At 43.4% G+C, this 21,783-nt stretch carries 20 protein-coding genes and 1 other annotated feature; of the genes, 13 read left to right on the top strand and 7 right to left on the bottom strand.

Annotated elements, in window-relative coordinates:
• The first annotated feature begins 2 nt into the window (after nt 1–2).
• From ytpR to ASF99_RS11250, 5 genes are all read left to right on the top strand, one after another.
• The gene (gene ytpR, locus ASF99_RS11270; RefSeq protein ID WP_055968790.1) at nt 3–611 is read left to right on the top strand and encodes a YtpR family tRNA-binding protein; all 609 of its coding nucleotides are present in this window, start codon (nt 3–5) and stop codon (nt 609–611) included.
• Between the two features lie 37 nt (nt 612–648).
• Nucleotides 649–1,386: a hypothetical protein gene (locus tag ASF99_RS11265; RefSeq protein WP_055968787.1), complete on the top strand. Its 738-nt coding sequence runs from the start codon at nt 649–651 to the stop codon at nt 1,384–1,386.
• A 78-nt stretch (nt 1,387–1,464) separates the two neighbouring features.
• Nucleotides 1,465–2,760 (top strand): UDP-N-acetylmuramate--L-alanine ligase, encoded by a 1,296-nt coding sequence (murC, locus tag ASF99_RS11260; protein ID WP_023469075.1) that lies wholly within the window; start codon nt 1,465–1,467, stop codon nt 2,758–2,760.
• 174 nt (nt 2,761–2,934) lie between these two features.
• Nucleotides 2,935–3,450 carry a DUF2179 domain-containing protein gene (locus tag ASF99_RS11255; RefSeq protein ID WP_023469074.1) on the top strand — a complete coding sequence of 172 codons (516 nt, stop codon included), beginning with the start codon at nt 2,935–2,937 and terminating at the stop codon, nt 3,448–3,450.
• Nucleotides 3,451–3,542: 92 nt separating this feature from the next.
• Nucleotides 3,543–3,983, top strand: a complete 441-nt coding sequence (locus ASF99_RS11250; protein ID WP_023469073.1) for a Dps family protein — start codon at nt 3,543–3,545, stop codon at nt 3,981–3,983.
• Between the two features lie 53 nt (nt 3,984–4,036).
• On the opposite strand, the gene ASF99_RS11245 is transcribed toward ASF99_RS11250, so the two are convergent.
• On the bottom strand, nt 4,037–5,149 hold the full coding sequence (locus tag ASF99_RS11245) for an aminopeptidase (protein WP_029342360.1): 1,113 nt from the start codon (nt 5,147–5,149) through the stop codon (nt 4,037–4,039).
• A 139-nt stretch (nt 5,150–5,288) separates the two neighbouring features.
• Here ASF99_RS11245 and ASF99_RS11240 point away from each other — a divergent pair, with 139 nt between their 5' ends.
• The 4 genes from ASF99_RS11240 to ccpA all read left to right on the top strand — a co-directional run bounded on the left by ASF99_RS11240 (nt 5,289) and on the right by ccpA (nt 8,845).
• Nucleotides 5,289–5,858, top strand: coding sequence for a DUF948 domain-containing protein (locus ASF99_RS11240; protein ID WP_055968785.1), 570 nt, complete (start codon nt 5,289–5,291; stop codon nt 5,856–5,858).
• Nucleotides 5,855–6,391: a YtxH domain-containing protein gene (locus ASF99_RS11235; protein ID WP_023469070.1), complete on the top strand. Its 537-nt coding sequence runs from the start codon at nt 5,855–5,857 to the stop codon at nt 6,389–6,391. The genes ASF99_RS11240 and ASF99_RS11235 overlap by 4 nt, the downstream gene beginning before the upstream one ends.
• A 199-nt stretch (nt 6,392–6,590) precedes the next feature.
• Nucleotides 6,591–7,676, top strand: coding sequence for a bifunctional 3-deoxy-7-phosphoheptulonate synthase/chorismate mutase (locus ASF99_RS11230; protein WP_023469069.1), 1,086 nt, complete (start codon nt 6,591–6,593; stop codon nt 7,674–7,676).
• 158 nt (nt 7,677–7,834) lie between these two features.
• Nucleotides 7,835–8,845 carry a catabolite control protein A gene (gene ccpA / locus ASF99_RS11225; RefSeq protein WP_023469068.1) on the top strand — a complete coding sequence of 337 codons (1,011 nt, stop codon included), beginning with the start codon at nt 7,835–7,837 and terminating at the stop codon, nt 8,843–8,845.
• A gap of 53 nt (nt 8,846–8,898) precedes the next feature.
• Here ccpA and ASF99_RS11220 read toward each other — a convergent pair whose 3' ends face one another.
• From ASF99_RS11220 to ASF99_RS11205, 4 genes are all read right to left on the bottom strand, one after another.
• A complete protein-coding gene (locus tag ASF99_RS11220; RefSeq protein ID WP_143404496.1) occupies nt 8,899–9,654 on the bottom strand; it encodes a maltotransferase domain-containing protein in 756 nt (251 codons plus the stop codon).
• 105 nt (nt 9,655–9,759) lie between these two features.
• Nucleotides 9,760–10,953: an acetoin utilization protein AcuC gene (locus ASF99_RS11215; protein WP_055968781.1), complete on the bottom strand. Its 1,194-nt coding sequence runs from the start codon at nt 10,951–10,953 to the stop codon at nt 9,760–9,762.
• Nucleotides 10,950–11,582: an acetoin utilization AcuB family protein gene (locus ASF99_RS11210; protein WP_055968779.1), complete on the bottom strand. Its 633-nt coding sequence runs from the start codon at nt 11,580–11,582 to the stop codon at nt 10,950–10,952. Before ASF99_RS11210 ends, ASF99_RS11215 begins: the two co-directional genes overlap by 4 nt.
• Before the next feature lie 18 nt (nt 11,583–11,600).
• The gene (locus tag ASF99_RS11205; RefSeq protein WP_023469064.1) at nt 11,601–12,233 is read right to left on the bottom strand and encodes a GNAT family N-acetyltransferase; all 633 of its coding nucleotides are present in this window, start codon (nt 12,231–12,233) and stop codon (nt 11,601–11,603) included.
• 146 nt (nt 12,234–12,379) lie between these two features.
• Between ASF99_RS11205 and acsA the strand changes: the two genes are divergently transcribed.
• On the top strand, nt 12,380–14,083 hold the full coding sequence (gene acsA / locus ASF99_RS11200) for an acetate--CoA ligase (protein ID WP_055968777.1): 1,704 nt from the start codon (nt 12,380–12,382) through the stop codon (nt 14,081–14,083).
• Between the two features lie 197 nt (nt 14,084–14,280).
• The gene (locus ASF99_RS11195) at nt 14,281–14,829 is read left to right on the top strand and encodes a hypothetical protein (protein WP_143404495.1); all 549 of its coding nucleotides are present in this window, start codon (nt 14,281–14,283) and stop codon (nt 14,827–14,829) included.
• 196 nt (nt 14,830–15,025) lie between these two features.
• Here ASF99_RS11195 and ASF99_RS11190 read toward each other — a convergent pair.
• On the bottom strand, nt 15,026–17,276 hold a 2,251-nt coding region (locus tag ASF99_RS11190; RefSeq protein WP_235515951.1), incomplete at its 3' end, for a transglycosylase domain-containing protein.
• Nucleotides 17,277–17,628: 352 nt separating this feature from the next.
• Nucleotides 17,629–17,833: a binding site (T-box leader), on the top strand.
• A gap of 55 nt (nt 17,834–17,888) precedes the next feature.
• Between ASF99_RS11190 and tyrS the strand changes: the two genes are divergently transcribed.
• Nucleotides 17,889–19,136 (top strand): tyrosine--tRNA ligase, encoded by a 1,248-nt coding sequence (tyrS, locus tag ASF99_RS11185; RefSeq protein ID WP_055968772.1) that lies wholly within the window; start codon nt 17,889–17,891, stop codon nt 19,134–19,136.
• Between the two features lie 45 nt (nt 19,137–19,181).
• Here tyrS and ASF99_RS11180 read toward each other — a convergent pair whose 3' ends face one another.
• The gene (locus ASF99_RS11180; RefSeq protein WP_055968770.1) at nt 19,182–19,709 is read right to left on the bottom strand and encodes a biotin transporter BioY; all 528 of its coding nucleotides are present in this window, start codon (nt 19,707–19,709) and stop codon (nt 19,182–19,184) included.
• Nucleotides 19,710–19,862: 153 nt separating this feature from the next.
• Between ASF99_RS11180 and ASF99_RS17620 the strand changes: the two genes are divergently transcribed.
• Complete coding sequence (locus ASF99_RS17620) at nt 19,863–21,719, top strand: DUF262 domain-containing protein (RefSeq protein WP_055968768.1); 1,857 nt, start codon at nt 19,863–19,865, stop codon at nt 21,717–21,719.
• The last annotated feature ends 64 nt before the right edge of the window (nt 21,720–21,783 follow it).

The following is a 21,783-nucleotide window of genomic DNA, read 5'->3' as shown; positions in this document are numbered from 1 at the left end:
GAATGAATGTGTTTTATAATAAAGAGGGCGTCGGCGACGTCTTAATGATCATTTTGGAAGACGCACCACGTGCGGAAGTGACAGCGACTCGTGAAGGAGACGTAGCAACTATCAAGCATGGTGATCGTGTCGTCGGTTACAACCTGTTTGATGCTTCGACTACGTTTACGATCGAGACACAAGGACCGGTTGAATTGACGGAAGAATTGGCAACAGTCATCCAAAAGGAACTGGCGATTCGAGATATCGAATTGTCACTCGAACAAGTGGATTATTCTCCGAAATTCGTTGTTGGGTTCGTTGCTTCTTGCGAGAAGCATCCGGATGCTGATAAATTATCGGTCTGTCAGGTAGAAGTAGATAACGGAACTTTACAAATCGTTTGTGGAGCACCGAATGTAGCGGCGGGTCAAAAAGTAGTCGTTGCTAAACCGGGAGCGGTCATGCCGTCTGGGTTAATCATCCGTCCTTCAGCGTTACGCGGCGTACCATCAAGTGGTATGCTCTGTTCAGCGCGTGAGCTCGGACTTGTCGATGCACCACAAGAAAAAGGGATTCTTGTACTCGATGATACAAAAGCAGTAGGGGAAGCATTCTCAATCGGTCGATGATTCGACCGATTTTTTAACAAGATGGAGGGGTGAACGTATGAGTAATCGTTATGAACAGTCACTAAAAGAGCAGGCTGCCCGGATTCGTCGAGAGCTTGCAGGGGAACGTGAGACAAAGCCGGTGGAACGTCCGAAAAAAGAGGAGCGTGAAGATCGCTTCGTTTTAACGGATGTGCCTTCACCGATTTATGGATTCCAACGTCCGAAGCAATCTGCATCGGAAACCGTAAAAGCTACGGAAGAAACGGAAACGAGTGAACAGGTTTCGGAAACAGTCGAAGAGGGAAATACTGATGAGGTTGCTTTGACGAATCAAGAACTAATCGCGCCAGAAGTCGTATTAGACGAAGCGGAAGCAGATGCTGGTCTTGTACCGGTGACGGACGTCGAATTACTTATACCGGAACCTCACACAAGTGAAGAGCTCGTAAGAGAAGAAGTGCCGACCGTAACCGAAGTAGAAGAAACGGACGAAACTGAAACATCTTCCAACAGTGAGACGGTGGAATTATCAGTTGTTCCGACAGAGACATCAAGTGAAGAGTCTGCTGATGAAAAAGAAGCTGAGCAACAAGCGGAGAGCTTCGCACCGACTTTTGATACATCTGCTATTGAAGTAGATCAAGATCCATCTGTTACTGAGGTCGATAAGCCTGTTCAGTCGGAAGTGAAAAAACCGGTCGGACCGCCTGTTAACGTCGTTATGACGACGAAAGACTTGATGGCGATGTATCGCGCACGTCGAGAACAAAATAATTTACATGGTAAAAAATAAATCGGTTTGCTATAATGGTACAGGTTTTGTACCCGAGCCCGATGGTACGGACCGGAACGTGAATTGGAGGGCTTTTATATGACAAAGTATCATTTTGTTGGAATCAAAGGAACAGGGATGAGTGCGCTCGCCCAAGTACTACATGAGATGAATCATGAGGTGCAAGGTTCAGACATCGAAAAGCACATTTTTACTGAAGACGCGTTACGGGCTAAGGGAATTCCATTTTTCCCGTTCAATGCGGATAACATCAAAGAAGATTATGTCATCATCCAAGGGAATGCTTTTGGAGATGATCATCCAGAAATCGCACGGGCAAATGAACTTGGTTTAACCATCCATCATTATTACGATTTCTTAGGACATCTAGCAAATGAATATCGTTCGGTCGCCATTACAGGCTCACACGGAAAAACGTCGACGACAGGTTTGCTTTCACACGTCTTGAGCGGTATCACGCCGACAGCTTTCTTGATCGGAGACGGGACAGGGGCAGGAGTAGAGGATGCGAAAGCATTCGTCTTCGAGGCATGTGAATACAAACGTCACTTCTTATATTACAAGCCGGACTACGCTATCATGACGAATATCGACTTCGATCATTCGGATTATTTCACAGGAATCGATGACGTCGTTTCGGCATTCCAAGAAATGGCGATGCAGGTTAAGCAAGCGATCGTTGCTTGTGGAGATGATGAGCATCTTCAAAACATTCAAGCGAATGTACCTGTTCTCTATTATGGATTTGGAGAAAACAATGATTTCCGCGCGGAAAACGCGACGTCAACGCCAGATGGTACATCATTTGATGTTTATTTACGTGATGATTTCTACGGCACGTTCCTCATTCCAGGATTCGGTCGTCATCATGTCTTGAATGCACTCTCTGTCATTGCGATCTGTCAGTACGAAGGATTGAGCAAAGACGACGTTGCTGAACGTTTAGCCACATTTGGTGGTGTAAAACGTCGCTTCAGTGAGTCGGAATTCGGCACACAAATCTTAGTAGATGACTACGCGCACCATCCAAAGGAAATCAGCGCGACGATTGAGTCGGCACGGAAAAAATATCCGGACCGTGAAGTCATTGCGATTTTCCAACCGCATACGTACACACGCTTGAAATCATTCATGGATGATTTCGCGACTTCTTTACGTGAGGCAGATGCGACATATCTATGCGAAATCTTTGGATCGGCACGTGAGCAGGAAGGGCAAGTTCGCGTCGAAGATCTGCAGGAGAAAATCCCGCAAGCTTCTATTCTGACGCGCGACAACGTTTCTGTTCTACGTCAGCATGAAAATGCTGTGCTTCTGTTCATGGGAGCGGGCGATATCCAGACGTATCAGCATCAGTATCAAAGCGTAAAATAAGCAACAGATCAAAAAGCGTCACTCGACCGGAGTGGCGCTTTTTTTGTCGTATTTTTGAATTATGATAGTAATTTCAAAAAACCGATGAGGAAAATCTAAAATAGGATTGCATCTTGAAATAAAGTTTGAAATAGTGTGTATGTGTTGAAGTTATTAACGGAAAGGAAAGACACCATGGGACAGATTTTACTCATCTTATTGCTCCAGTTGATTTACGTTCCTGTTTTGACATTACGGACGATCATGCTCGTCAAAGGGCGGACTGTCATTGCTGGATTATTTGGCACAGTCGAAACATTGATTTACATTTTTGCACTAGGAATCGTATTCCAAGACTTAACGACACTCGGTATGGTCGTTTATGCGCTTGGATTTGGTCTAGGAATACTCGTCGGTGGATATGTCGAGCGAAAACTCGCCATCGGTTACAATATGATTCAAGTGCATACGCAAGAATTTCCAGCGGAACTGATTCAAGTCATTCGCGATAATGGTTTCGGTGTGACACATTATCAAGGTCAAGGACGAGACGGTGTCCGTTATCGGTTAGATGTGCTCGCGGCTCGAACACGTATGAAAGTGCTTCGTAATCTCGTCGAAGAATACGAACCGAAAGCATTCCTCGTTGCATTCGATTCCGTCGACTTCAAAGGTGGGTATATGTTGAAAGGATTAAAGCGTCCTCGATAGAGCACTTTTCCTGAGAATGATGTTTATTCTTTGTTATTTAAGGATAAAGATGAAATAGAACGTCATTTGAAATCAGGAAAGGGGAATATCAGATGATTAGTAATCATGCAAAATCAGCTTTGAATCAACAGGTAGCAAACTATGGGGTACTGTTCGTCAAACTCCACAATTATCATTGGTACATTAAAGGACCAGACTTCTTAACGCTTCACGAGAAGCTTGAAGAACTTTATACATGGGTATCTGAACAATATGATGTTGTTGCAGAACGTCTATTGATGAATAACGGAACACCTTCTGCGACACTGAAAGAGTATTTAGAGCAAACGACGCTTGAAGAAGCGAAATCGGGGTTATCGGCAGATGAGATGATTGATTCCGTCATCAAAGACTTCCAACAAGTCCGAAAAGAGATGCTCGATGCGATTGAACATCTTGAGGCACAAGACGTGACGGTTGAAGATGATCTACTTGGTCAAGCGAAGGAAATCGAAAAACAAATTTGGATGCTCCGTGCGACATTGAAAAAATAAGATATAGAAAACGGATGACCCCGTCCTATGTAGGACGAGCCATCCGCTTTTTCTTATTTAAGGTTTTCAGGATTGAGGACTTCGAGTTCTGGAAGAACGAAACGACCGTCTTTACGGATCAATACGTCGTCGAACCAGATTTCTCCACCACCGTAATCGGGACGTTGGATGTTGACGAGATCCCAGTGAACGGATGAGTCATTACCGTTGTAGGCTTCTTCGTAAGCTTGACCTGGTGTGAAGTGGAAGCTGCCATCGATTTTTTCATCGAATAGAATATCCTTCATTGGATGCTGAATGAAAGGATTGACGCCGATCGCGAATTCGCCGACGAAACGAGAACCAGCATCTGTATCGAAGACTTGGTTGATCCGATCCGTATCGTTCGCCGTCGCTTCGACGATTTTACCGTCTTTGAACGTCAGTTTGACGTTTTCAAACGTGAACCCTTGATATGGAGACGGTGTATTGTACGAGATCACACCGTTGACCGAATCCTTGACCGGTGCCGTAAAGACTTCACCGTCTGGAATGTTGGCATTTCCAGCGCATTTGATGGCTGGGATATCTTTGATCGAAAACGTTAGATCCGTTCCTGGTCCGACGAGACGAACACGATCCGTCCGGTTCATCAAGTCAACGAGTGGTTCCATCGCTTGACCCATTTTTTCATAATCAAGCGTACAGACATCGAAGTAGAAGTCTTCGAATGCTTCTGTTGATTGATTGGCAAGTTGCGCCATCGATGCGGTTGGGAAACGAAGGACGACCCATTTCGTTCCTTTGACACGATCTTGTGTGTGCATCTTACCAATCGTTTGACCGTAAAGTTTCATCTGTTCAGCCGGCACATCTGACAATTCATTGATGTTATCACCAGCACGTAGTCCGATGTATGCGTCCATCGCTTGCATTTGCTTGCGTTCGATGTCTGCCATCAATTGGAGTTGCTCTTCTGAAGCATTTCGGTATAATTTTCGTAGGATACGATTATCCTTAAGTAAGACGAACGGATGACCGCCAGCCGCGTAGGCAGCTTCAACAAGTGCCTCGACCAGTTCGCGTTCGATGCCGAAGTTTTCAATCAATACTTTTTCACCAGGTTCAAGGGCAACCGAATAGTTAATGAGATTCGTTGCCAGTTGAGTAAGACGTGGGTCACGCATGAAATTTCCCCCTCGAAATGGATTATGTAGGTTTCATTTATCATTGTAACGGAAATAAACCATTTGGAGTAGCAGGAACGACTTGCTACATGTCGAACTATCAACAAAAGACTATGCAAAAAAATTGGAGGCAAGAACCATGGAAATCACATTAGGCGGAGTCGCCGGATTAGTCGCTGCGATCGCATTCGTAGTGCTCGTCATTTTCCTTGCCCGTGTATTAGGTGCTGCGAGTAAGACGCTCAACAATGTAGCCAACACGACAGCAGGACTTGAACGTCAATTAGACGGTATCATGATGGAGACGACAGCGTTGTTACATAAGACGAATCGTCTGGTCGATACGATTGAAGAAAAAACAGAATTGCTTGCACCTGTCGCAAACTCGATCGAAGAACTCGGTACGTCTTTAAACAAAGTGACAGATTCTGTCCGGACAGTATCCGATACGGTCGCTGGTGCGGCGGATACGAATAAAGAACAGATTGCGCAAGCAGTCCGTTGGGGTTCGGTCGCTGTAGAGTTATTTAAGAAAAATAAACCGGCAGAGACTACGGTTCAAAATCATTCGACGGCAACGACGACGGTCGAGAAAAAGCCACGTCGTCGATTCCGGAAAAAGGCAGAGGCGCCGGTCACACCGGAAGTCGTGTCAGTACCGGACGTTGAAAGCATTCCAGATGAGTTGAAGGGAGATCGTAAATCATGACGAAACAACATCCATATCAAGCACAAGATTCTTCTAAAGGAGGAGGCTTCCTTGCCGGAATCATCGTTGGTGGATTGATTGGCGCTGCGGCAGCTCTCCTTTCTAGCCCAAAATCAGGTCGTGAAGTACGCAATTTGATTGACGAGCGTACGGCTCCTGCCCGTCAACGTTTGACGGAACAGACACAAGTCGTCCGCGAAAAAGCTGAGCCACTTGTAGGTGAGTGGATTCAACTAGCGAAAGATAAGGCAGCACCTGTCATTGAAAAAGCGAAGAACAATCCAACGGTTCAAGAAGCGGCACAATATGCGGGCTTTGAGAAGGATCAGGCAAGCATTGATGCTGCTCTCGCGGAAGCGGAGCAACTCGTACGGGACATTGAACGTGAAATCGGCGACGAAGTCGATGGGGCGTCTGTTGCAGAAGAAATCGACACGGAGACGGTCGTTGAACTTTCGGAGTTACGTGAACAGTTAGCAGACGAACAAGAGGAAGACAATGATCCACAGTCTGATGTGAATCATAAGAAATAATCAATACATGAGGAGCTCTCATCATGAGGGCTCTTTTTCTATGTTTCCTTATAGAGGAAACATCAAAAAATTATATGAAAAAACGTAATTTATTTTCATATTTTAAGAAATCATGCAGCTTCTTTATGTACAACAGGGAAAGAGTTCGCTATAATTAGTTGCTATTACGAGCTATATGCTGATTAGGGAGTGGTAGGACATGGATCAACATGCAGAATTAAAAAGATTACGTGATGAACTCGATTTAGTGAATGCAGAATTATTGGAATTGATGAACAGACGAGGTCAAATTGCCGTTGAAATCGGAAAAGTCAAACGAGCACAAGGGCTTGATCGATACGACCCTGTTCGAGAACGTCAAATGCTCGAATCAATTGCCGCTAATAACCATGGACCTTTTGAAACAGGACGCCTTCAGCATGTATTTAAAGAAATTTTCAAAGCTTCTCTCGAATTACAAGGAGAAGATCGGACTCGGAAATTACTCGTATCACGGAAACAAAAACCGACGAATACGATCATCCGGATCGGAGATGCCGTCATCGGAGACGGTTCACAACAATTGATCGCTGGACCGTGTGCGGTCGAGAGCGAAGAACAAGTATTTGAGGTCGCGGAACAGCTCGCGAAACATGGCGTGAAGTTCATGCGAGGCGGAGCGTACAAACCACGTACATCGCCTTACGACTTCCAAGGTCTAGGACTCGAAGGTCTAAAGATGTTGAAAAAAGCAGCGGACGCGCACGGTTTGCATGTCATCACTGAAATCATGACACCGAGCGCCGTTGAATCTGCTTTACCATATGTCGACATCATCCAGGTCGGCGCACGCAACATGCAAAACTTCGATTTACTCAAAGAAGTCGGTCGGACGAATAAGCCGGTTCTTTTAAAACGAGGTCTTTCTGCAACGCTCGAGGAATTCATGTACGCGGCTGAGTACATCATGGCGAGTGGTAACGATCAAGTCATCTTATGTGAGCGTGGTATTCGGACGTATGAACGTGCAACACGGAACACGCTTGATATCTCAGCAGTTCCGATTCTGAAGCAAGAGACGCATCTTCCTGTCATGGTCGATGTCACGCACTCGACAGGACGTAAGGATTTACTCTTGCCAACAGCAAAAGCGGCATACGCGATTGGGGCAGACGCTGTCATGGTCGAAGTCCATCCGTTCCCAGCACTTGCGTTGTCTGATGCGAATCAACAACTCGATTTCCAAGAATTCGATACGTTCATCGAAAACTTGACGACTACCTTTCCGGCACTAAACGTTCAATGATTTCCGAAAAAGGGTAACCTAAAGCGAATGAAAACGTTTTACAATGAAGGAAGAATGGGAAAAGAAAACTATCTTTTCCTGTCTTCCTTTCGTGTTGCCTAAAAATGAAAACGAAATGAAAACACTTGAGATGGATCATACTAAAGGAGGAATTTGTTTTGAATAGTAATATTACGATTTACGATGTCGCGCGAGAGGCTGCTGTTTCGATGGCGACCGTATCGCGTGTCGTCAACGGAAACCCGAATGTCAAACCATCTACACGAAAGAAGGTCCAAGACGCAATCGAACAGCTTGGTTATCGTCCAAACGCTGTTGCCCGTGGACTGGCAAGTAAAAAAACAACGACGGTCGGTGTCATCGTGCCCGATATCTCGAACATCTTCTTTGCGGATTTAGCACGCGGGATTGAGGATGTCGCAACAATGTATAAATATAACATCATTTTATGTAACTCCGACCAAAACCGGGAAAAAGAGATTCATTTGCTCAATACATTACTCGGAAAACAGGTGGATGGAATCATCTTCATGGGTGGACGTTTGCATGAGGATCTCGTTCGTGAGTTCAAAACATCACCGGTTCCGATCGTTCTTGCTGCGACGTTGAATCAAGATTATGATCTTCCTGCCGTCAATATCGATTATGAGAGTGCTGCGCACGATGCTGTTAAGTCTTTGATTGACCGTGGACATGAACGGATTGGATTCATCACTGGACCACTCGAACAGCAAATCAATGGTGAAAAGAAATTTGCGGGTTATCGCCGAGCACTCGAAGAAGCAAATCTTCCGTTTAACGAGCAAAATGTCGTCCTTGGAAACTATACGTATGATTCAGGAATGAAGGCGATGAATCAATTGCTTGAACTTGGAGAAGATTGCCCACGCGCGATTTTTGCTGGAACGGATGAGATGGCTCTTGGTGTCATCCATGCCTTACAGGATGCGGGACACCGTGTACCGGAAGACTTCGAAGTCATCGGACACGATAACACACGTCTTGCAACGATGATTCGTCCGAAACTGACGACTGTCGTTCAACCGATGTATGATATCGGAGCAGTCTCGATGCGTCTATTGACGAAAATCTTGAACAAAGAAGAAATTGAAACGAACGATGTCACGTTACCACACCGGATCGAACAACGGGATTCGACACGTCCTTAATCGAAAAAACGTCTCTTCTCTCAAGCAAGCTGCTTGAAAAAAGAGACGTTTTTTTATTTCGCGACGGTAATAAGTTCATCTTGGTGATGGTGGAGTTGGTCATTTTCGACATGGAGTCGAACCGTCGTCTGACCAGGTGCAGTCAATGTTACTTTCCCGCTGTAAGCATCATCCTTTTTTTCTAGAGGAACGTAGTTATGCTTTTCAATGCCCGTTTCAATGACTTCCACTTGTACGTTCGCTTTTAGCGGTTTCCCATCGAGGAAAACATGAAAGGAGACGGGAAGTTCAGCACCAGCTTTCGCTTTTGTTGCGCCCATGTAATGGACAGACAGACCGTCGACAGCTTCGTGATCATGTCCATGCTCGTGCGATGCTTCCTCTTTTTCATGTGAATGATCCATGACGACGAATGAGATCTTATCCATATGATGGAGTCCTTTTTTATCATTGATATGATACAGTCCTTCATACTCACCTTCAGCAAGTTTAGCTTCTGCTTGATAAGAACCGGTCTTTTTCAAGGTTGCCTTGAACTTTTGATGGGCACCGTCTTGTTTTCCGGCTTCCCAAACTTCAAATGTCACGTCCTCAAGATTGACTGGTTTCTTTTGTTCGACAGCTGACGCTTTAAAAACAACTTTATCTTCTTCCATTGTCTTGGCTGGAACATTAACGTTGACCTCGACCGTCGGTTTTCCTGACCCTTGCATGTTATCGTGATCCATTGCCTGTTTTTCATTGCCGCACCCTGCGAGTACGATCCCCGTCGATAGAATAAGACCGGAATAAAGCCATGCCTTTTTCATGATGATTCCCCCAACTATTATTCATTTACTAAGTAAAAATTCCATATTTAGTATAGCAACAAGTTGTGAACTCCGAACGAAATAAATGTGAAGATAAAAAGTCAATTAATCAATGGAGTAAGGGGAAGTCGCAGTCAATTGTTTCTTACGCTCATCACTTACGAACGGCCAAATCAGTCGTTTGACGGTCTCCCAATTTTTTTCTTCGATTTCAGGTCGTCGCGGAATGGTGGGGTAGAGTGGTGTTGGATCATGCCAGTGTGTTGGTGGGGGTGTTTCTTGTCCACTCCAACGTTTTTGCCATGAAGTAGGAATCTCTCCGTGAAACGGAGCTTGTCCGGTCATGGCAGCAAAAACTTGACTCCACGCGCGGGGGACGACACGATACCAGTCATAGCCACCGCCTCCTAAAGCAACGATTTTTCCATTCGTATATTTATTTGCTGCAGCGACGGCGATTTGAGGGATCTGCTCATAACTTTTCATCGTTAAGGATAAATGAGTCAATGGATCAAGCGCGTGTGCATCGGCACCATTTTGCGTAATGATGAGATCTGGTTGGAACAATTCGCAGGCTTCAAAGAGTGCCGTCTCATACGCGAGTAAAAACGAATCATCTTCCGTAAAGGCGTCCAGTGGCACGTTCCAGCTGAATCCATACCCTTCTTCAGACCCCCGTTCCGTCACCATTCCCGTTCCTGGAAATAAGTAGCGACCCGTCTCATGGAGAGACAATGTCATGACGTCCTTTCGATTATAAAAGGCCCATTGTACACCATCACCGTGATGGGCGTCTGTATCGACATAAAGAATTTTACAGTGATATTTTTCAATCATGGCTGCCATGGCGACAGCGGTATCGTTATAGACACAAAAACCAGAGGCACGTCCACGGAATCCGTGATGCAATCCACCGCCGATATGAAAGGTCCGTTTATATTGACCAGATAAGACGAGATCACACGCTTCGATCGTGCCGCCGACAAGGAGAGAAGCGCCCGAATGCATCCCTTGAAACAAAGGGGTATCTTCTGTCCCAAGACCATACATCTGTGCCTTGAGGGGGGTTAATGCTCCGGTTCCAGCTGCTTTGACGGCGGCAATATAATCCTGATCATGAACGAGTGACAATTCTTCATCAGTCGCATGACGTGGCGCGATACAAGGAATGTCATCTAATTGATGCATCGCTTCAAGCAAGGAAACAGTTAATTCGAGGCGAATCGGATTGAATGGATGTGTCTCCGAAAACCGATAAGTCGCTTCTTCAGGACTGTACAGATAAGCAAAATCCTTCATCTGCTCACATCCGGTCCAAGTACATCGAATCCTTCTTTGCGCAACTTTTCGATGATCCGAATCGGATTCATCGTCTGGACACGAAACGCAACGATCCGGACATACGGATCGTCTGTTGGATATACGAGTACATTTAAGATATTGATATTCGTTTTGGCAAGCAGTGCGGAAATCTTTGCTAATGTTCCAGCAGTGTTCTCAACACGGATTTCGATTTGAGAACTTGGTTCGAGTGCACCTGTCAATTGAACGAATGTCCGCAACAAATCCGTTTCCGTGACGACACCGACAAGGCGTCGACCGCGGACGATTGGCAGACACGTCAATCGGTATTCATAAAACAGCACAGCCGCATCTTCGAGAAAATCGAGCGGATGAGCCGTGACAGGACTTTCAATCATGATGCTTGAGACCGGATACTGTAGGTCTTGTTTTGCTGTATCCGGATGAAAGATACTACTTGCGCTTTGAATTTCCTTTAATCCGACAAGACCGACGAGTTCATGGCGGGCATTGACGACAAGAACATGACGAATCTGATGACGTTGCATGAGTTCGACCGCATGCGCGATGGAATTCGTCGGTTGCATCGTGATGCACGTCGTATTCATGATTTGTTCGATTAACATGACGATTCCTCCTCGAGCTCAGTCATACATGAAGCGTCTTCTCAAGCGTAGCGCATCAAAATGAGCGACGACTTCAGGTGAGACGTGTTTTCCGATACGTGCCATCAGGCAGTTGGCAGGATGGGAGGCGATTTCCGGATCGTCGGTCGGGAAGAAGACAAGACCACCATGGTTCATCATCTTCTCCATGATCTTTCGGTAATCCCAGACCGATAGTCCGCTCCCTTTTAGGTCCCAATGCCAATAATATTCAGTCGTTAAAATCAAATAGTGTTCCATAGCAGGATCGAGCATAGAGATTTCAAGCAATTTTTTACCGATCTGTTGTCCGCGGAACCGAGAGGAGACTTCAATCGCTCCGAGTTCCAAGATGTACGGATTGTTTCCTTCGCTCCACGTTTCGTAAGGATCAGGATATAAGTAGGTCACATAACCGATGATTTCCGTTCCTTGACGAGCGACGATGATCCGTCCTTCCTCAAGGTCCGCAATCTCAACGAGCGCTTGATGTTGTTCAGCGGGTGGACGAAAAGCCGTCAACCCTGAATCGAGTGTATACGTTGCTAGTGTTTGACTCGGTACGGGACCTTCGATGTCAACGGGACCGAGTGATGTTTCATGCGTCCGATGATTGAATTGTTTTTCAAACATGTAAGCGTCACCACCTTCCTATTCATTATAGACGAAAGCGCTTGAGCAAAGAGAGGGATTTTTTAACAAATTGACGGCAAATGGATTGAACTGACGGATAACTAGCTTATAATAAAGAGGAAAACATAGAAGGGGAGGAACGAGACATGAAAGTTTTGAAAGCGCTTCCGGGGAAGCATTGGTTAGCAGAGTATGATGAAACGAACACGTACGACTGGAAAGATGCTGAGCAGTACTTTTCATGGGCGACAACGGGGAAAGTCAACATGGCTCATGAAGCAATCGACCGCCACGCAGAAGGCGAGCGGGCGAACAAGGATGCGCTGATCTATTTCGATGGAACGACGGAACAACGATTCACATATGCAGACATGAAACGATTGACGAATAAAGCGGCAAACGTATTAGTCGACGCAGGGGTCAAAACGGGTGACCGTATTTTCATCTTCATGCCACGTTCACCGGAATTGTATTTTGCCTTGCTTGGCGCACTGAAGGTAGGCGCAATCGTCGGTCCGTTATTTGAAGCATTCATGGAACAAGCGGTCCGTGATCGCCTGCTTGATTCTGAAGCGAAGTTACTCGTGACGACGAAGGCACTGCTCCCACGTGTTCCAGTTGGGGAACTGGAATCACTTGAAAAGGTAGTACTTGTCGACGAAGATGTCGAAGAATCGGACACATTACTCGATTTCCGCAAAGCGTTCGAGCAAGCATCCGATGTATTCGAACCGGTCTGGCTAGATCGTGAAGACGGATTGATCCTGCACTACACTTCAGGATCGACAGGAAAGCCGAAAGGTGTGCTCCACGTTCAAAATGCGATGATTCAGCACTTAATGACAGGTCGCTGGGTACTTGATCTCCAAGAAGATGATATCTACTGGTGTACGGCTGATCCGGGGTGGGTCACAGGAACAAGTTACGGTATCTTCGCTCCGTTCTTGAACGGGGCAACGAATATCGTCGTCGGTGGACGCTTCAATCCGGATTTCTGGTACAGTGTCATCGAGAAGTACAAGGTAACAGTTTGGTATAGCGCACCGACCGCTTTCCGGATGTTAATGGGAGCTGGCGCGGATGTTGCGAATCATCATGATCTCTCAAGTCTTCGTCATGTATTGTCTGTCGGCGAACCGTTGAACCCAGAAGTCATTCGTTGGGGCAAAGAAGCGTTCGATCAACGGATTCACGATACATGGTGGATGACGGAGACAGGCGCGATGATGATTTGTAACTACAAGTCGATGGACATCAAACCAGGATCAATGGGGAAACCGATCCCAGGAACTCAGGCTGCGATCATTGATGATCAAGGAAATGAGTTACCGCCATTCCGGATGGGTAACCTTGCTTTAAAAACACCATGGCCATCGATGATGCGTCAAATTTGGAACAATCCACAAAAATATGAATCATACTTCTTCAAAGGATGGTACGTTTCAGGAGATTCTGCCTACATGGATGACGAAGGTTATTTCTGGTTCCAAGGGCGTGTCGATGACGTCATCATGACGGCTGGAGAACGGGTTGGTCCGTTTGAAGTCGAAAGTCGTCTCGTCGAGCATCCAGCTGTCGCAGAAGCTGGGGTCATCGGGAAACCAGATCCAGTCCGCGGTGAAGTCATCAAGGCGTTCATTGCCTTGCGTGATGGTTACGAGCCGACGGATGAGCTAAAGCAAGAAATCCAAGCATTCGTCAAAGAAGGGCTTGCTGCTCACGCGGCACCGAGAGAAATTGATTTCCGAGATAAATTGCCGAAGACACGAAGTGGTAAAATCATGCGCCGTGTTCTAAAAGCATGGGAGTTAAATCTCGAAACAGGGGATCTCTCGACGATGGAAGATTAAACTTAAAAACAGTTCCAGTAAAATGCAGAGATTAGTAAGTTCAAAAAGTTCTATTATGGAAATTTTATCCCCCTCAAGTAAGGGGGATTTTTTATTACAAAATTTTTAAAAATAGATGATAGAAAGTTAAAAGAGTTCTTTTATGTTATAATTTTACTGAATTATTTTTCCAATAAAAGAGTAGGGAGATGGTTTGTTTGGTTAAAATCAAGACTTTAAAATCTGGTTTAATTCTTTCCACCGTTCTAACTGTATCTTTAGGCGCACCAAGCTTTGCAAGTGCTGATTCAGGGAGTTCAACTCTACCTACAAAAGATTCGGGATTACATGCTATGTATTACAAAATGTATGCTCCAAAATCTCAAACTAAATACAAGCAATTTAGCGTGGCGATCCAAAAAGTAAATAAGATTAATAAAGACAACAATAAATTAATCTTGTACGGTGGCTTAGTAGCTGGAGGAGGAAATCTTGTTACTCAAGTTAATAGTATAAAAAACATGCCTTATGTTGGAACGGCATTAAAGGCTGTGACATCAGGTGGAACTGCAATGGCTTTAGTTGGTACCTATGGAAAAATGACGTATTCTAAGTTTAAAAAAGATAGTTTAATTATGCACAAAACTTATTTCAAATGGACAAACGCTTCCAGACTAGAATATTCTGTAAAAATAGAATCCTGGGCGACGTATAAAGGTAAACCAGTATCTAAAGTAAAAGTATCAACCTTCTCTAAGTCACTCTAAATTAAAACTTTCAAAATGAGGTTGTAATATAATCCAGTTTAATAAACGAAAGACCCTCGAAACGAGTAGTCGTATCGAGGGTCTTTTCCTATAAAATCAGTTAGTTGTGTTCCAACTTCTTTTTATTAGTTTTCAGAAGCATCGTCTTTCTTTTCATCTTGCTTTTTCTGTTGTTCTTGTTGTTTCTTAGCGTCANCTTCCGCTTTCTTCTTAGCTTCTGCCTCGGCTTCCGCTTTCTTCTTAGCTTCTGCCTCGGCTTTCGCTTTTGCATCGGCAGCACGTTTTGCGTCTTCCTCTGCTTTTTTCTTCGCATCTGCTTCAGCTTGTTGTTCGTTTTGTTGAGCTTCTTGTTTCTGTTCTTCCGCTCTGCTTGCTTCTTCTTCTGCTCGCTTAGCTGCTTCTTCTTTCTTTTTCTCAGCTTCCGCTTTTTTCTTCGCCTCTTCGGCTTTTTTCTTTTTATCTTCTTCTTTGAAACGACCACTGTTCTTAAAGTCATTTGCTGTTACAGAAGATGGTTGTGTGAAGCGAGCACCTGATTTGAAATAGCTGTTGTTAGCACCATATGCTGCGTTCGCCATTTGTGACCACAGCGTCTGTGTGCGTTGATAATACGTCGTCGGACCGATAAGTGAGTTGTTTTGGTCATGCCCTGTCCAGACGGCAAGGGTCACACCAGGTGTCGAACCAACGAGGTAAGAGTCTTTGACATCATTGGTCGTACCGGTTTTACCTGCCCAGTCTCCCGGAACATTCAATCGGTCTTTTGCAAATGTTGCCGTACCTTTTGTGAAGACACCGCGCATCATATCAAGCGTCAAGTAAGCCGTTCGTGGTTCGTAAATTCGTTTTTTCTTTGGTTTTGCTTTATAAATGTTTTTTCCGTCTTTCGTGATTTTCGAAATGACGTATGGTTGTACGAATTCACCATAGTTCGCGAGTGTTGCGTAAGCACCAGCAAGTTCGACTGGTGTGATCTCCATCGTTCCGAGTGCAGCCGAAGGAGCATAACGAATCGCATCCGGTACTTCTACGCCCATATCGACGAGTTTTTGAATCGAGTTCGACATGTTCATCTTCTCGTAAATCTTAACAGCAGGTACATTTAATGAGAGTTCAAGTGCGGTGCGAACCGTCACGTTCCCACGATAACGACCGCCTTCGTTCTTGATTGGGCGATCACCTGGTTGACGTGGTACGGTCTGGTAGTAATACTCTTCGTCATTGACGGTCGATCCCGGAGTAATTAAACCGTTCTCGATACCATTTGAATATACGAGAATTGGTTTTGCTGTCGATCCGATTTGACGTTTGGCTTGGAATGCCCGGTTGAAGTCATCCGCTTTCCCATCCATATAGCGCCCGCCGACGAATCCAAGGATACGACCTGTTTCGTTTTGAACCATGACCGCTGCTGTCTCTTCGGGATCTTGTTTCGAAACGGTTTTTTTCGTTTTTGGATCCACGACTTGTTTGTACTGCATGCTGCCAGGGAAGTTTCCATTGTTCTTCGCAGGTTGTTGCATGGATTCATGAATTTTCTTATCCAGCGTCAAGTGAACTTTGTACCCACCTTGACGGAGAGCAACCAGTGCTTGATCCTGGTAGTTTGCTCGAACTTCTGCTAGTTCAGACGGTTTGACTTCATCTTCTTTAATTCCATCTTGTTTCATCAAGTACTTCGTCATGATTTTCGTTGCTTCACGCTCTGCTAAGTCGTAGACATACGGATATGTGTCACGTGAACGTTTCGATTGTTTCGCAAAGTCTTTCGTAATATCGTACTTGATCGCTTTTTCGTATTGTTCTTTTGTGATGTTTTTTGCGACATACATCCGCTTCAAGACGGTTTTCATCCGATTGATACTTGGTGTCAAATCTTTCTTGACGACGCCACCTTGAAGGTACGGTGTGTAATAATAAGGGTTTTTCGGAATGCCGGCGAGGAAGGCTGCTTGTGGTAATGTCAGCTTTTTCGCTGATTTATTAAAGACACCTTGAGAAGCCGCTTCAATTCCAGCAATGTTACGTCCGAGTGAATTTCGACCAAATGAGACGACATTCAAATAAGCTTGAAGAATTTCGTCTTTTGACATCGCATTCTCGAGGCGTAGCGCTAAGATGATTTCCTTTGCTTTGCGTTCGAACGAGACTTCATTCGTCAAAATTTGGTTTTTAATTAATTGTTGAGTCAACGTACTTCCGCCAGTCCGTGACGCGGAGTTTGTCAGCTCTTGCAAGACTGCACGCAATGTTGCTTTTGGGACAACACCATCATGCTGATAAAAATCAGTATCTTCAGTTGATAAGACGGCATCTAATAAATACGGAGAGATATTTTTAATGTCGACAGGCTGACGTTCTTCATCAGTAGAGACGTTCGTCAATTTCTCGCCGCTTCCCCAATAAATCTGACTCGTTACTGCATAGCTATTGACTTGTTGTTTCATTTCCGTCAATGGAGGGGCTTTCGTACCTTTGACAAGGGAAGCGAAGTATCCGCCGGCAGCTCCGACAGAAAAGCTTCCAATGAGCAACACTGCTATGATGAGGAATAAAATGATGTTCCATGAAACATCGTATGTGATATTCGACCAGTGCCGAACGGCTTTCGTCCGGGGGTGATTCCAAAACTTGGACCAGTTCTCGCGCATAAATGATCTCCTTTGCATCTTAAACTTAGGTGTAAATTAATATTAAATCACAGATAGACGTATTATACCATAAATCCATTGCTTAATTTTGGCTTGACAGCGGATTCGCCTTCGACGTATCATGAAACCATCTTATTTTCATATGATACGTTAAACAGTGATCGGAATACAGTAGTAAGTCACTCCCTGTGACAGAGACCTAGTGGTGCTGCGAACTAGGACACAGTGAACTTATGAATTACGCTTCCAGGAGTTTCTTGAGAAATCAAGCGGTCCGTCCCGTTATCGACGAACCAAGTGGTCCTTTTTAAAAGGGCAATCAGGGTGGTACCACGGAATCTTCCGTCCCTTCGTCTTAGACGAAGGGACGGTTTTTATTGTTAAAAGTGAACTTTAGGAGGAGACACAATGACGTTATTAGAGGATTTAGAATTTCGCGGTTTAATTAACCAGATGACGGATGAAGAAGGATTGAAGACATTACTCGAGACACCAACGACACTTTACACAGGATTTGATCCAACAGCGGATTCACTTCACATCGGGCACCTGTTGCCGATTTTAGTCTTAAAACGATTCCAACAAGCAGGACACCATGTCGTAGGTCTCGTTGGTGGAGCAACGGGAATGATCGGAGACCCGAGTGGTCGCGCAACAGAACGTTCGTTGAATACATCGGATATCGTCGAAGAGTTCGCGAATCGGATTAAGGACCAGTTGTCACGTTTCTTACCACTTGAAGGAGAAAACCCGGTCACGATCGCCAATAACCTGGACTGGACGAAAGATTTGACGATCATCGATTTCTTACGCGATATCGGAAAACACTTCCCGGTCAGCTACATGCTTGCGAAAGATTCTGTTGACTCACGCCTTCAAAACGGGATCTCATTCACTGAGTTCTCATACATGTTACTTCAATCGTTTGACTTCTTGAAACTCTACGAAGACAAAGGATGCCGCCTTCAAGTCGGAGGTAGTGACCAGTGGGGTAACATCACAGCAGGGATGGAATTGATTCGTCGTGCAGGTCATGAAGAAAAAGCATTCGGATTGACGGTACCGCTTGTTACAAAAGCAGACGGTCAAAAATTCGGTAAGACAGCAGGTGGTGCGGTTTGGTTAGACGCTGACAAAACGTCACCGTACGAGTTCTACCAATTCTGGTTCAACGTTGACGATCTTGACGTCATCAAGTTCTTGAAATACTTCACGTTCTTAACGCACGAAGAACTCGACGCGCTCGTAGAAGAAGTCAAGGCAGCACCAGAGAAGCGTGTCGCGCAACGTCGTCTCGCAGAAGAGATGACAGTTCTCGTCCATGGTGAAGAAGGTCTGACACAAGCACAACGTATTACGACGGCACTCTTTAGTGGAGATATTAAATCGTTGCAAGTCGAAGATATCGAAGATGCGTTCAAAGGAATGCCGCGCTTTACACTCGGCGAAGCGACAAACCTCGTCGACGTTCTCGTTGAGGCGAAGATCAGTCCGTCAAAACGTCAAGCACGTGAGGACGTTACGAACGGTGCGATCTACCTAAACGGAGAACGCGAGCAAGACTTAACGAAAGAAATTACGGAAGCTGATGCAATCGGTCGCTTTACGATCGTACGTCGCGGAAAGAAAAAATACTTCGTCGTCGAGCATGCTTAATGATATACGAAACGCTCCCTGCACTTAGATGCAGAGAGCGTTTTTTTAAGCTGTCCGGAATAAACGGAGTGGCAACAAGCGAACGGCAATCGTCGTGGCGATGACAGCTTTGATCGTATCCCATAAGACAAAAGGATAGTTGATCGCAAAGGCATCTTTGAACGATAGATCGAGTACAGCCATTAAACCGAATGTTCCGAGTAGATAGACTAAACCAAGACCAAAGACGATCATCCCGATGAAGAGGGGAACGAAGCGACGCGTTTTTTCAGCAACAAGACCGATGAAGAATCCAGCAATCGGAAAGGCAATCAAATAACCAACGGTTGGTCCGACGAAAGGGGCTAGCCCGCCTTTTCCGCCGAGCACCGGTAGACCAGCTGCTGCGAGTAATAAGAAAATCAAGACAGCGAGTCCGCCACGTTTTCCACCGAGAATCGCGCTGACCGTCATGATCGCGAGCATCTGGAGCGTGATCGGAACAGCGCCGACAAGTTGAATCTGTGGCAAAGAACTGATGGCTGCGATGATGGCAGCACCAAGGGCGATGAATGTTAAATCTCTTGTTTTCATGAATGAAATCCTCTCTTCTTTTTGTGTTAACTATGTATATTAAAAGGTTAACACAAATTATGAGAGAAACCTATATTTAAAAATAAATATTTGAAATCACTTTTTTCTTACAAAAAGGCTATAATTAGTTTAGTAATTATTAGGAGGTTTATTATGGACTTAAAACCAGATAAAAAAACCGTTTCAGAATTATTTCCATTGGAATTAGATATCACCTATGAAGTGCCTGTTTATCAAAGAAATTATTCATGGAAAGAAGAAAACATTGAGACTTTAATACAGGATATTTTAGAAGAACCACAAGGATACTATTTAGGAAACATAATAGTTACAGAGTACTCGGATAAAGAGAATTATTTTGATATTGTGGATGGTCAACAAAGAGTTACAACTATAGCTCTTATTCTTTTGGCTACTTTTGAAAATTTAAGTGAATCTCTTAAAAGTAGAAAGTTAAATGAACAGTTAATTGAGGAATCAAGCGCAATAAAAAGTAGAATAAAGGACAAATTATTAAAGACAGATTCGAATCCCAAACTGTCATTATTAGCTCCAGACAATATGATCTATGGGGAATTACTAAATTTAATTTTAAAAGGAGATAAAAATTCAAAGCCGCATAAAAATAAAGTATTCGGAAAAAGATATGATTATACTAAAAAATTAATCAAAAGTAAATTTTACGGTGAAGAAGAGTTAGATGAAGAAAAATATAATTTAGGAACTAGACGGCTGTTGGAATTTTATAATAAGCTGAATTATGCTGAAATACTTAGAATACGAGTTCCTAATTTGAATGACGCTTTTAACGTTTTTACATCATTTAACGCAAAAGGTGTTCCTCTAACATTAATTGACTTATTTAAATCATTTTATTTAAGAGAAACGAGTAACTTTTTGACAAAACAAGAAGCTGTAGAAAAATGGGAAGAATTGATTTCGTTATTTTACAATGAGAATGATGAAATTATTCCTAGTGTAGTATCTCAATTTTTATTAAATAACTACGATACATTCGAATCTACGAGTAAAGCATCAATCACACAAAATTCTGCACTAAATATTTATGATAAAATATTTAGTGAGAAAGGTCATACTTATATAAATGATCTTATAATAAGAGGAAAAATTTTTACTAATATAAGTAGTAAGGTAGACAGCATTAATATCTTAAATCTAAATAAAGTCACTCAAAAAAAATTGCTGTATCTTGATAAATTAGAATCTACTCAAGCTTATCCAGTTATTTTTTATTTATTAAATAAATATTATGAAGACAAAATAACTGTTGATTTAATTAACGATTTTTTTGATTTTTTAATTATTTATTTTGTAAGAAGAAATATTATTTTAAAACCTAAAGCATCAAATATTAGATCGAAATCTATTCAAAGCATTAGGAAGTTAGCAGATGTTGAAAATGTAGAGGAAATAAATATAAAACAAACAAAAGAATACTTTTTGTCAATAGCAGCTAATGAGGAAGAATTTAAAGTTGCTTTAGAAGGTTCTGTGTATTTAAATTCCAAAAATGCTACAAGAATAATTTTAATATATTTAGAACGAAAATACGGTACATTTTTCAATAAACAAGTTACAGATTCATTAGATAGCATAACTGATAAAGGAAGTTACATTTGGACTCTTGAACATATAATGCCTCAATCAGCTGAGAGAAATAAAGATTGGAAAGACATTCTCCTTAAAAAAACTTCAAATGAAGATCAAATTGCTTTATTGCTTGAAAATCATGTGCATAAAATCGGTAATTTAACTCTTACAGGCTATAATTCTGGTATGAGTTCGAAGTCTTTTGTGGATAAAAAAAATTACAGAGATCCTAGTACTAATGCTGAAACAGGATTAAAAACCAATCTATTTTTAAATGATTCTATTTTTGGTGATTATGAAAACAAGGATACTAAAAATGAGTGGACTCTTGAAGATATTGACGCACGGACCAAGTTTTTAACTGAAAAAACTTTAGCATTATTTGGTTTTAATATTTGATAAGTAAAATAAAAAACACTTTATGACGTAATACTAATTACTAATTTAAATTGAAAAGAAACAC

It is taken from the genome of Exiguobacterium sp. Leaf187 (genome assembly GCF_001423925.1).
Taxonomy (GTDB): domain Bacteria; phylum Bacillota; class Bacilli; order Exiguobacteriales; family Exiguobacteriaceae; genus Exiguobacterium_A; species Exiguobacterium_A indicum.
Note: the sequence above shows the minus strand (reverse complement) of the source record. Positions and strands in the feature narration are given on the sequence as shown.

Excerpts from the sequence above, each read along its gene's own strand:
- ytpR (WP_055968790.1), top strand. The coding sequence starts at position 3 with ATGAATGTGTTTTATAATAAAGAGGGCGTCGGCGACGTCTTAATGATC.
- ASF99_RS11265 (WP_055968787.1), top strand. The coding sequence starts at position 649 with ATGAGTAATCGTTATGAACAGTCACTAAAAGAGCAGGCTGCCCGGATT.
- murC (WP_023469075.1), top strand. The coding sequence starts at position 1,465 with ATGACAAAGTATCATTTTGTTGGAATCAAAGGAACAGGGATGAGTGCG.
- ASF99_RS11255 (WP_023469074.1), top strand. The coding sequence starts at position 2,935 with ATGGGACAGATTTTACTCATCTTATTGCTCCAGTTGATTTACGTTCCT.
- ASF99_RS11250 (WP_023469073.1), top strand. The coding sequence starts at position 3,543 with ATGATTAGTAATCATGCAAAATCAGCTTTGAATCAACAGGTAGCAAAC.
- ASF99_RS11245 (WP_029342360.1), bottom strand. The coding sequence starts at position 5,149 with ATGCGTGACCCACGTCTTACTCAACTGGCAACGAATCTCATTAACTAT.
- ASF99_RS11240 (WP_055968785.1), top strand. The coding sequence starts at position 5,289 with ATGGAAATCACATTAGGCGGAGTCGCCGGATTAGTCGCTGCGATCGCA.
- ASF99_RS11235 (WP_023469070.1), top strand. The coding sequence starts at position 5,855 with ATGACGAAACAACATCCATATCAAGCACAAGATTCTTCTAAAGGAGGA.
- ASF99_RS11230 (WP_023469069.1), top strand. The coding sequence starts at position 6,591 with ATGGATCAACATGCAGAATTAAAAAGATTACGTGATGAACTCGATTTA.
- ASF99_RS11220 (WP_143404496.1), bottom strand. The coding sequence starts at position 9,654 with ATGAAAAAGGCATGGCTTTATTCCGGTCTTATTCTATCGACGGGGATC.
- ASF99_RS11215 (WP_055968781.1), bottom strand. The coding sequence starts at position 10,953 with ATGAAGGATTTTGCTTATCTGTACAGTCCTGAAGAAGCGACTTATCGG.
- ASF99_RS11210 (WP_055968779.1), bottom strand. The coding sequence starts at position 11,582 with ATGTTAATCGAACAAATCATGAATACGACGTGCATCACGATGCAACCG.
- ASF99_RS11205 (WP_023469064.1), bottom strand. The coding sequence starts at position 12,233 with ATGTTTGAAAAACAATTCAATCATCGGACGCATGAAACATCACTCGGT.
- acsA (WP_055968777.1), top strand. The coding sequence starts at position 12,380 with ATGAAAGTTTTGAAAGCGCTTCCGGGGAAGCATTGGTTAGCAGAGTAT.
- tyrS (WP_055968772.1), top strand. The coding sequence starts at position 17,889 with ATGACGTTATTAGAGGATTTAGAATTTCGCGGTTTAATTAACCAGATG.
- ASF99_RS11180 (WP_055968770.1), bottom strand. The coding sequence starts at position 19,709 with ATGAAAACAAGAGATTTAACATTCATCGCCCTTGGTGCTGCCATCATC.
- ASF99_RS17620 (WP_055968768.1), top strand. The coding sequence starts at position 19,863 with ATGGACTTAAAACCAGATAAAAAAACCGTTTCAGAATTATTTCCATTG.